Source organism: Cupriavidus laharis (assembly GCF_914271435.1).
GTDB classification, from domain to species: Bacteria; Pseudomonadota; Gammaproteobacteria; order Burkholderiales; family Burkholderiaceae; genus Cupriavidus; species Cupriavidus laharis.
On sequence record NZ_CAJZAI010000029.1, the window covers coordinates 24,976 to 33,539 of the forward strand.

The 8,564-nt window shown below is 67.6% G+C and carries 8 protein-coding genes; 5 read left to right on the forward strand and 3 right to left on the reverse strand.

Going from position 1 to position 8,564, the window contains the following annotated elements; translation table 11 throughout:
* From mreD to LDO29_RS27395, 3 genes are all read right to left on the reverse strand, one after another.
* Positions 1–513, reverse strand: coding sequence for a rod shape-determining protein MreD (gene mreD, locus LDO29_RS27385; RefSeq protein ID WP_224082885.1), 513 nt, complete (start codon positions 511–513; stop codon positions 1–3).
* Positions 510–1,484 carry a rod shape-determining protein MreC gene (gene mreC / locus LDO29_RS27390; RefSeq protein ID WP_224082886.1) on the reverse strand — a complete coding sequence of 325 codons (975 nt, stop codon included), beginning with the start codon at positions 1,482–1,484 and terminating at the stop codon, positions 510–512. The genes mreD and mreC overlap by 4 nt, the downstream gene beginning before the upstream one ends.
* A 181-nt stretch (positions 1,485–1,665) precedes the next feature.
* Entirely contained in the window at positions 1,666–2,709 is a 1,044-nt protein-coding gene (locus tag LDO29_RS27395) for a rod shape-determining protein (protein ID WP_011296266.1), read from the reverse strand.
* Between the two features lie 629 nt (positions 2,710–3,338).
* On the opposite strand from LDO29_RS27395, the gene gatC reads away from it, so the two are divergent.
* From gatC to gatB, 5 genes are all read left to right on the forward strand, one after another.
* A complete protein-coding gene (gatC, locus tag LDO29_RS27400) occupies positions 3,339–3,638 on the forward strand; it encodes an Asp-tRNA(Asn)/Glu-tRNA(Gln) amidotransferase subunit GatC (protein WP_224082887.1) in 300 nt (99 codons plus the stop codon).
* A gap of 71 nt (positions 3,639–3,709) precedes the next feature.
* Positions 3,710–5,215: an Asp-tRNA(Asn)/Glu-tRNA(Gln) amidotransferase subunit GatA gene (gene gatA, locus LDO29_RS27405; protein WP_224082888.1), complete on the forward strand. Its 1,506-nt coding sequence runs from the start codon at positions 3,710–3,712 to the stop codon at positions 5,213–5,215.
* Positions 5,212–5,676: a hypothetical protein gene (locus LDO29_RS27410; protein WP_224082889.1), complete on the forward strand. Its 465-nt coding sequence runs from the start codon at positions 5,212–5,214 to the stop codon at positions 5,674–5,676. Before gatA ends, LDO29_RS27410 begins: the two co-directional genes overlap by 4 nt.
* 11 nt (positions 5,677–5,687) lie before the next feature.
* Positions 5,688–6,770, forward strand: coding sequence for a dienelactone hydrolase family protein (locus LDO29_RS27415; RefSeq protein WP_396022727.1), 1,083 nt, complete (start codon positions 5,688–5,690; stop codon positions 6,768–6,770).
* Positions 6,771–6,858: 88 nt separating this feature from the next.
* On the forward strand, positions 6,859–8,316 hold the full coding sequence (gene gatB / locus LDO29_RS27420; RefSeq protein ID WP_224082890.1) for an Asp-tRNA(Asn)/Glu-tRNA(Gln) amidotransferase subunit GatB: 1,458 nt from the start codon (positions 6,859–6,861) through the stop codon (positions 8,314–8,316).
* Positions 8,317–8,564 lie beyond the last annotated feature (248 nt).

The window sequence follows — 8,564 nt, forward strand, 5'->3', positions numbered from 1 at the left end:
TCAGATCGGACGCGTCTCGTCGACGTCGACCGAGCGGCGCTGCGGCGCCAGCAGCACCGCGGTGGCCATCGGCCACAGCAGCGCCTCGATGCCGGGTGCGAGCAGCAACGGCCAGCCCGGCAGCGGCGCGCCCATGGCCAGGCGGATCACCACCGGCACCGCGTGCGCGACGAACAGCAGCGGCAGCACGTGCAGCGCCTGCGTATAGACCGTGAACCACAGCACGCGGCGGTGGATGGTGATGGCGAAATAGGCCAACAGCGTATAGGCCACTGCATGCTCGCCCAGCAGGCGCGCGTCGTGCACGTCCATCAGCAGGCCCAGCGCGAACGCCACGCCCATGCCGACCTTGCGCGGCTGGTGGATGTTCCAGAACACCAGCACCAGCGCCACCATGTCGGGAATCCACAAGGTGGTGCCCCATGGCATCAGGTTGAACAGGAAGGCCATGACAAAGCTGAACGCGATGAACGCGGGGTTCACCGGGCGCAGCAGGTACTGGGGATTGGTCACCGTTGAGCCTCCTTGGCGGCGGGGGCTGGAGCTGCCTTGGCAGCCGCCGCGCTGGCCGCCGCGGCACGCGCCGCGGCCGAGCGGGCACCCTTGGCGGGCGTCTCGGCCTTGTCTTCGGCCGCCTCGCGCGGCGGCATGGCGGACTCGTAGCGCACCACCAGCAGTTGCCTGTGTGCGCGCACGCCCGCCACCGGCTCGCACCAGACGCGCGAGAACGCAGTGTCGGCCTTGCGCTCGACGTGCGAGATCTTTGCCACCGGCAGCCCCGGCGGATAGGTGCCGTCCAGCCCGGACGTCACCAGCAGGTCGCCCTGCTGCAGATCGGCGGAAGCGGCCATGAAGCGCAGGTCCAGATGGCCGGCACGGGCGCCGCCGAAGGCCACGCTGCGCAGGCCGTTGCGCACCACCTGCACGGGAATCGCCTGGTCCTTGTCGGTCAGCAGCGTGACCTCGGACTGGAACGGCGACACGCGCGTTACCTGCCCCACCACACCGCGTTCGTCGATCACCGGATAGCCGGCGCGCAGGCCCTGCTGGCTGCCCTTGTCGATGACAATGCGCTGCGAATACGGATCGCGCGCGTCATAGAGGATTTCCGCCGCCGTGACCGGCGTGGTCGACTGCTGCTGCAGGCCCAGCAGCTTGCGCAGCTGGTTGTTCTCGGCCTCGAGCTGCGCCTGGCGCACCGAGGCTTCGGCCTGCAGCACGGCGCTGTGCCGCAACTCGCGGTTCTCGCCGGCCAGCGTGGCGGACGACTGCGCGTAGTCGAACACGGTACGCAGCGCATCGCGCGGCACCAGCACGACGCGCTCCACGGGCATCAGCACCGTGGCGGCCACCTGGCGCACGATGCTGAGCGCGTTGAACCGCGCATCGACGATCAGCAGCGTCAGCGCGATGGCCACGTACAGGACCAGGCGTGCGACGGCCGAAGTCCCTTGCTTGAATAGCGGCGGTGGAGAGTAATCCATTTAGCCGGGCACGGGCGTTGACGGGAAGGAGGACGGAAGCGAGGACGCAAAGACATTGCCGCCCCGGCATGCCGGGGCGGCAATCGGTGCCGCGGGAATGCTCCCGCGGGCGCGGCGCTGCCCCGCAGCCCTGATCGCAAGATCCGGCAGGCGGCGCATCGTCGCGTGCAGTCCTGTGAGCTTACTCGTACGAGAAGATGCTGCCCAGCTTGTCCATGCGCTCCAGCGCCATGCCGGAGCCGCGCACCACGCAGGTCAGCGGGTCTTCGGCGACCAGCACCGGCAGGCCGGTTTCCTCGGCCAGCAGGCGGTCCAGGTCGCGCAGCAGCGCGCCGCCGCCCGTCAGCATCATGCCGCGCTCGGCAATGTCGGCGCCCAGTTCGGGCGGGGTCTGTTCCAGCGCGATCTTGACGGCCGACACGATCTGGTTGAGCGGATCGGTCAGCGCTTCCAGGATTTCGTTGGACGACACCGTGAAGGCGCGCGGAATGCCTTCGGACAGGTTGCGGCCCTTGACTTCCATCTCGCGGACTTCGGAGCCCGGAAAGGCCGAGCCGATTTCCTTCTTGATGGCCTCGGCGGTCTGTTCGCCGATCAGCATGCCGTAGTTGCGGCGGATGTAGTTGACGATGGCCTCGTCGAACTTGTCGCCGCCCACGCGCACCGAACCCTTGTAGACCATGCCGCCCAGCGAGATGATGCCTACCTCGGTGGTGCCGCCGCCGATGTCCACCACCATCGAGCCCGACGGCTCCGACACCGGCAGGCCGGCGCCGATCGCGGCCGACATCGGCTCCTCGATCAGGTACACCTGGCTGGCGCCGGCGCCCAGGGCGGATTCGCGGATGGCACGGCGCTCGACCTGGGTCGAACCGCACGGCACGCAGATGATGATGCGCGGGCTCGGGCGCAGCAGCTTCGAATCATGCACCATCTTGATGAATTGCTTGAGCATCTGCTCGGTGACGGTGAAGTCGGCGATCACGCCGTCCTTCATCGGGCGGATCGCCTCGATATTGCCCGGCACCTTGCCCAGCATCTGCTTGGCTTCCTTGCCCACCGCCTGGATGGTCTTCTTGGCGTTGGGGCCGCCTTCCTGCCGGATGGCCACGACCGAAGGTTCGTCCAGGACGATGCCCTTGTCGCGCATATAGATCAGCGTGTTGGCGGTGCCGAGGTCGATAGCCAGGTCGTTGGAAAAGTAGCTGCGGAGAAATCCGAACATCAGGAATCCTGTTTCTGTTGGGTTCGCGGGTAGGCGAAGCGGCCGGCACCGCCTGCGGGCCGGCCACAAAATGTGTTCATGCGGGTAAGGTCAGGCTTCCCGGACGCCGGACGGTTCGCCATCCGCCACCCTGATCCAGGGCGGCACCGGCAAACCGCCGCAGTGCGCTCCCGCGCACTGCTCCTACGGGAACCTTTGATTAGACCTCACGAAAAAGTTCGCGAAAAGACCACGTCGGTGCCACTTTGCGGAAGATCAGCAAAGCAACGGAGGGCTAATCAGAGGGACCCAGACCATCCAGCTTCGGACACTGCCACCACGGCGTGGCGATCAGTGTCGTCCGAAGCACATTTACGACAGCGAAGGACGTCGCCGTAAAAGTGAAAAACAAATCACCCTTGAGGCTGCGCCGGCGGTCATGTGGCGAGGACGCTGCCAAAGGTCGGGAGCACGGAATGATACCTTATAATTCCAGCTGATTCGGGCGTTTACAACCTGAAAACCACAGCTAATCCGACGACCCGGAGCGCCCCTCCGGCACCCCGTCCGGGCCGCGCGACGCACCCGCCGCATGCCTCGGGCGCCTGTGCTGCAAGCGCCTTTTTGCACCCGACCGTACCCACCACGCCATGGCCCTCGACCTTTCCGACGTCAAGCGCATCGCCCATCTGGCCCGCATCGAAACCAGCGATGAAGAGGCGTCCCAGACACTTGCGCAGCTCAATAATTTCTTCTCGCTGGTCGAGCAGATGCAGGCGGTCGACACCACCGGCATCGAGCCCTTGGCCCACCCGCTGGCGACCGTGCGCGACATGGCCCAGCGCCTGCGCGAAGACACCGTGACCGAAAGCGACCGGCGCGAAGACTACCAGCGCCCCGCGCCAGCCACCCAGAATGGCCTCTACCTGGTGCCCAAGGTCATTGAATGACCCGGCTGAATGACCCGGCGTTAAGCCACGCCCGCACCTAAGCACGCCACCCCTGATGCCAACCGACTGTCATGCCTTTTTCCGCTGATTCCGTGACCTCCCTGCGCCAGCTTGCCGATGCTCTGGCCGCGCGCTCCGTCTCCGCCGAGGAACTCGCCCGCACCTACCTGGCCCGCATCGAGCAGGCCGGCGCGCTGAACGCCTTCACCCATGTCGACGCCGAGCGCACACTGGCCCAGGCGCGCGAAGCCGACGCGCGCCGCGCGCGCGGCGAGGCCACGCTGCTCACCGGCGTGCCGGTGGCCCACAAGGACGTGTTCGTCACGCGCGGCTGGCGCGCGACGGCCGGCTCGAAGATGCTGGCCAACTATGAAAGTCCGTTCGACGCCACCGTGGTCGAGCGCATGGCCGCCGCCGGCATGGTGACGCTGGGCAAGACCAATATGGACGAGTTCGCGATGGGCTCGTCCAACGAGAACTCCTTCTTCGGCCCGGTGCGCAACCCCTGGGACACCACCCGCGTGCCGGGCGGCTCGTCGGGTGGTTCGGCCACCGCCGTGGCCGCGGGCCTGGCACCGGCCGCCACCGGCACCGACACCGGCGGCTCGATCCGCCAGCCGTCGTCGTTCTCGGGCATCACCGGCATCAAGCCGACCTATGGCCGTGTGTCGCGCTACGGCATGATCGCGTTCGCGTCGTCGCTGGACCAGGGCGGCCCGATGGCCCATACCGCCGAGGACTGCGCGCTGCTGCTCAATGCCATGGCCGGCTTCGACCCGAAGGACTCGACCAGCATCCCGCCCGAGCAGGGCGGCGTGGACGAGGACTTCACCCGCCACCTGGGCCGCGCGCGCGCCGGCGCCTCGGAAAGCCAGCCGCTGGCAGGCCTGCGCATCGGCCTGCCGCGCGAGTACTTCGGCAAGGGCCTGTCGCCCGACGTGGAAGAGGCCGTGCGTACCGCCCTGCGCCAGTACGAGCAGCTCGGCGCCACGCTGGTGGAGGTATCGCTGCCCAAGACCGAACTGTCGATCCCCGTGTACTACGTGATCGCGCCGGCCGAGGCTTCGTCGAACCTGTCGCGCTTCGACGGCGTGCGCTATGGCCACCGCGCGGCCGAGTACCGCGACCTGCTCGACATGTACAAGAAGACCCGCGCCGAAGGCTTCGGCGCCGAGGTCAAGCGCCGGATCATGGTGGGCACCTATGTGCTGTCGCACGGCTACTACGACGCCTACTACCTGCAGGCACAGAAGATCCGCCGCATCATCGCCGACGACTTCCAGCGCGCCTTCGCCCAGTGCGACGTGATCATGGGCCCGGTGGCGCCGACGGTGGCGTGGAAGCTGGGCGAAAAGACCTCGGACCCGGTGCAGATGTACCTGGCCGACATCTTCACGCTGTCGACCAGCCTGGCCGGCCTGCCCGGCATGAGCGTGCCGTGCGGCTTTGGCGAGGGCAATATGCCGGTCGGCCTGCAGCTGATCGGCAACTACTTCGATGAAGCTCGCCTGCTGCAGGCCGCGCACGCGTTCCAGCAGGCCACCGACTGGCACCTGCGCCGACCGGCCAAGGCATGAAACGGCTTGCACAAGGCTTCCGGCTGATCATCGCTGCGGCACTGGCCGCGGTGGTGGCAGGCTGTATCCAGCTGCCGATCATCGGCAAGCCGACGCCCATCGCCAGCCGCGATATCGACATCGCCGGCGACTGCCGCCGCACCGAGGAAGACGGCTTCCGCGAGGACGCCCAGCTGCGCGTGTCCGACAACAGCGTGCAGCAGCTCTCGTGGAAGCTGTGGGTCGGCAAGCGCGGCTCGTGCACGTTCAACCTGGCTGATTTCCGCCAGGTCCAGAAGAAGCCGCACATCGAGCTGCGCGCCAACGACGGCAGCGGCTGCAAGCTGATGGTCTGGCAGGATCCGCGCCGCGTCACGCTGGCGCACGCCAACTGCCAGCAGCGCTGCACGCCCGGCATCTACGAACAGGCCTGGCCGGTGATGTTCGAGCCCGGCACCGGCGCCTGCGCGCAAACCCGCTGAGGCCGCCCGCGATGACCGCCACGCCCGCCAGCCAGCACCCGCATCGTCTGCACCGGCTCGCCATGCGCGTTGCCGGCGCGGCCGGCATGCTGCTGGCAGGCGCCGTGCTCGCGCATACGCCCGCGCCGCCAACGCCCGCACTGGTGCAGCCAGCCAGTACCGCGCCGCTCACCGCGCTCTCGCCTGGCGCCACCACGCGCGCTGCGCCGGCCGCACGGCCCGCCACGCCGGCACAGCGTGTGCAGCTGCCTGGGGAGCCGGGCACGCCCGCGCTGAACGCCTACTGGTTCGTGCCGCGCGGCGGCAACGCGCCGCGCACCCAGCCGCTGCCCGTGGTCGTGGCGCTGCATGGTTGCGGCGGCCTGCTCGGCACGCGCCCCGAGCCGATACGGGTGGAAGCCGCCGCCAACGGAGGCGATAGCCCCAGCGATGCCGCGGCCGCGCTGCAGCCGCGCTACCGCGAATACGCGCAGTGGCTGATCGAGCGCGGCTACGCTGTGCTGATGCCCGACAGCCTGTCCGCGCACGGCAGGCTGCAAGGCTGCGGCGATTCGCCCGAGGCACGCGGGATGGACGAACGCCTGCGCCGCGCCGACGCGCTGGCTGCTCTGCGCTGGGTAGGACGCCAGCGCGGCATCGATGCCGCGCGCATCGTGCTGCTCGGCTGGTCCAACGGAGCGCAGGCGGTCCTGGCCACCGTCGACGCGAGCCGGCCGTGGCCGGCCAATATACCGCCGGTGGAACGCGCCGTGGCCTTCTATCCCGCTTGCAAGCGCGCCGTGCAGCAGCACAATTTCCGGCTGCGCGCGCCGGTGCTGCTGATGATCGGCGGCGCCGACGACTGGACCCCGGCCACGCGCTGCGCCATGCTGCAGAGCGCGGTATTGGCGCGCCAGCCGAATGCGCGCTTCCGGCTCGAGATTTACCCTGGCGCCTACCACGGCTTTGACGGCACCAGCGAACTGCAAGGGCGCCGCGACACGCCTGGCGGCGGGTCACGCCCGGGCCGCGGCGTAACGGTCGGCGGCGATGCCGTGGCCCGCGTGGCCGCCATGGCCCAGCTCGACTCCTGGCTCGCCAGTCCCGACCCCTGAGCGCGCCCGCCAACACAGACATACGGACCGGCGCCCGCGCGGGTCCGCCGCAACAGACAGAACCCAAGAACCGAACAGGAATACCGCCATGCAATGGGAAGTGGTGATCGGCCTCGAAACGCATACGCAGCTCTCGACGGCCTCCAAGATTTTCTCCGGGACCTCCACCGCCTTCGGGGCCGAGCCCAATACGCAGGCCTCGCCGGTCGATCTCGCGCTGCCGGGCGTGCTGCCGGTGCTCAACAAGGGCGCGGTGGAGCGCGCCATCCAGTTCGGCCTGGCGATCGGCGCCACCATCGCGCCGCGCAGCATCTTCGCGCGCAAGAACTACTTCTACCCCGACCTGCCCAAGGGCTACCAGATCAGCCAGTACGAGATTCCCGTCGTGCAGGGCGGCAGCATCACCATCCAGGTCGAAGGCAAGAAGGGCGAGGTGTATGAGAAAACCGTGCAGCTCACGCGCGCCCACCTGGAAGAAGATGCGGGCAAGTCGCTGCACGAGGACTTTGCCGACATGACCGGCATCGACCTGAATCGCGCCGGCACGCCGCTGCTGGAAATCGTGACCGAACCCGACATGCGCAGCGCGGCAGAGGCCGTGGCCTACGCCAAGGCCCTGCACTCGCTGGTGGTGTGGCTCGGCATCTGTGACGGCAACATGCAGGAAGGCAGCTTCCGCTGCGACGCCAACGTCTCGGTGCGCCCGGTCGGCCAGAAGGAATTCGGCACGCGCCGCGAGATCAAGAACCTGAACTCGTTCCGCTTCCTGCAGCAGGCCATCGAGTATGAAGTGCAGTGGCAGATTGCCGAGATCGAAGATGGCCGCAAGATCCAGCAGGCCACCGTGCTGTTCGACCCCGACACCGGCGAAACACGCGCCATGCGCACCAAGGAAGATGCGCACGACTACCGCTACTTCCCCGACCCCGACCTGATGCCGCTGGAAATCGACGCGGCGTGGGTCGAGCGCGTACGCGGCGAGCTGCCGGAACTGCCGGCGGCCATGCAGGCGCGTTTTGTTTCGCAATACGGCCTGTCGGCGTATGACGCCAGCACGCTGACTGCCACCAAGGGGCTCGCCGACTACTACGAAGCCGTTGTTGCCGAAGCCGGCGTAGCCAATGCCAAGCCCGCGGCCAACTGGCTGATGGGGGATGTAGCGTCGCAGCTGAACCGCGAAGGCATCAGCATCGACGCCGCACCGGTCAAGCCTTCCCAGCTGGCCAGGCTGCTGGCACGCATTGCCGATGGCACGGTGTCCAACAACACGGCCAAGAAGGATGTCTTCCCGGCCATGTGGGCGGGTGAATCCGATGGCGACGCCGACGCGATCATCGCCGCCAAGGGGCTGAAGCAGATGTCCGACACCGGTGAGCTCGAGAAGATCATCGACGACGTGCTGGCTGCCAATGCCAAGTCGGTGGAGGAGTTCCGTGCCGGCAAGGAGAAGGCATTCAACGCGCTGGTCGGACAGGCGATGAAGGCGACCAAGGGGAAGGCGAATCCGGCGCAGGTGAATGAGTTGTTGAAGAGGAAGTTGGGGTGAGGGGATTTGGGCAGCGGCTGCCTGTCTTCTCGGCAATGTCGTGTTTTGTCGTGCTTGGCGGGCGTGGCTGTTTCGCCGGCGTAGCCGGCGAGTCACTTTTTGTCCAAGCGACAAGAAGTAACCAAGAAGCGCGTTACTTGCCCTAAGGATGCTCTGCACAAATAGCTAGCGGATGTGCTTGCAATGAATCGTCGAGCCAGCGAGCATGTCGGGCATGAAACAAGCTGACCTTGGATTGAACTTGTCGA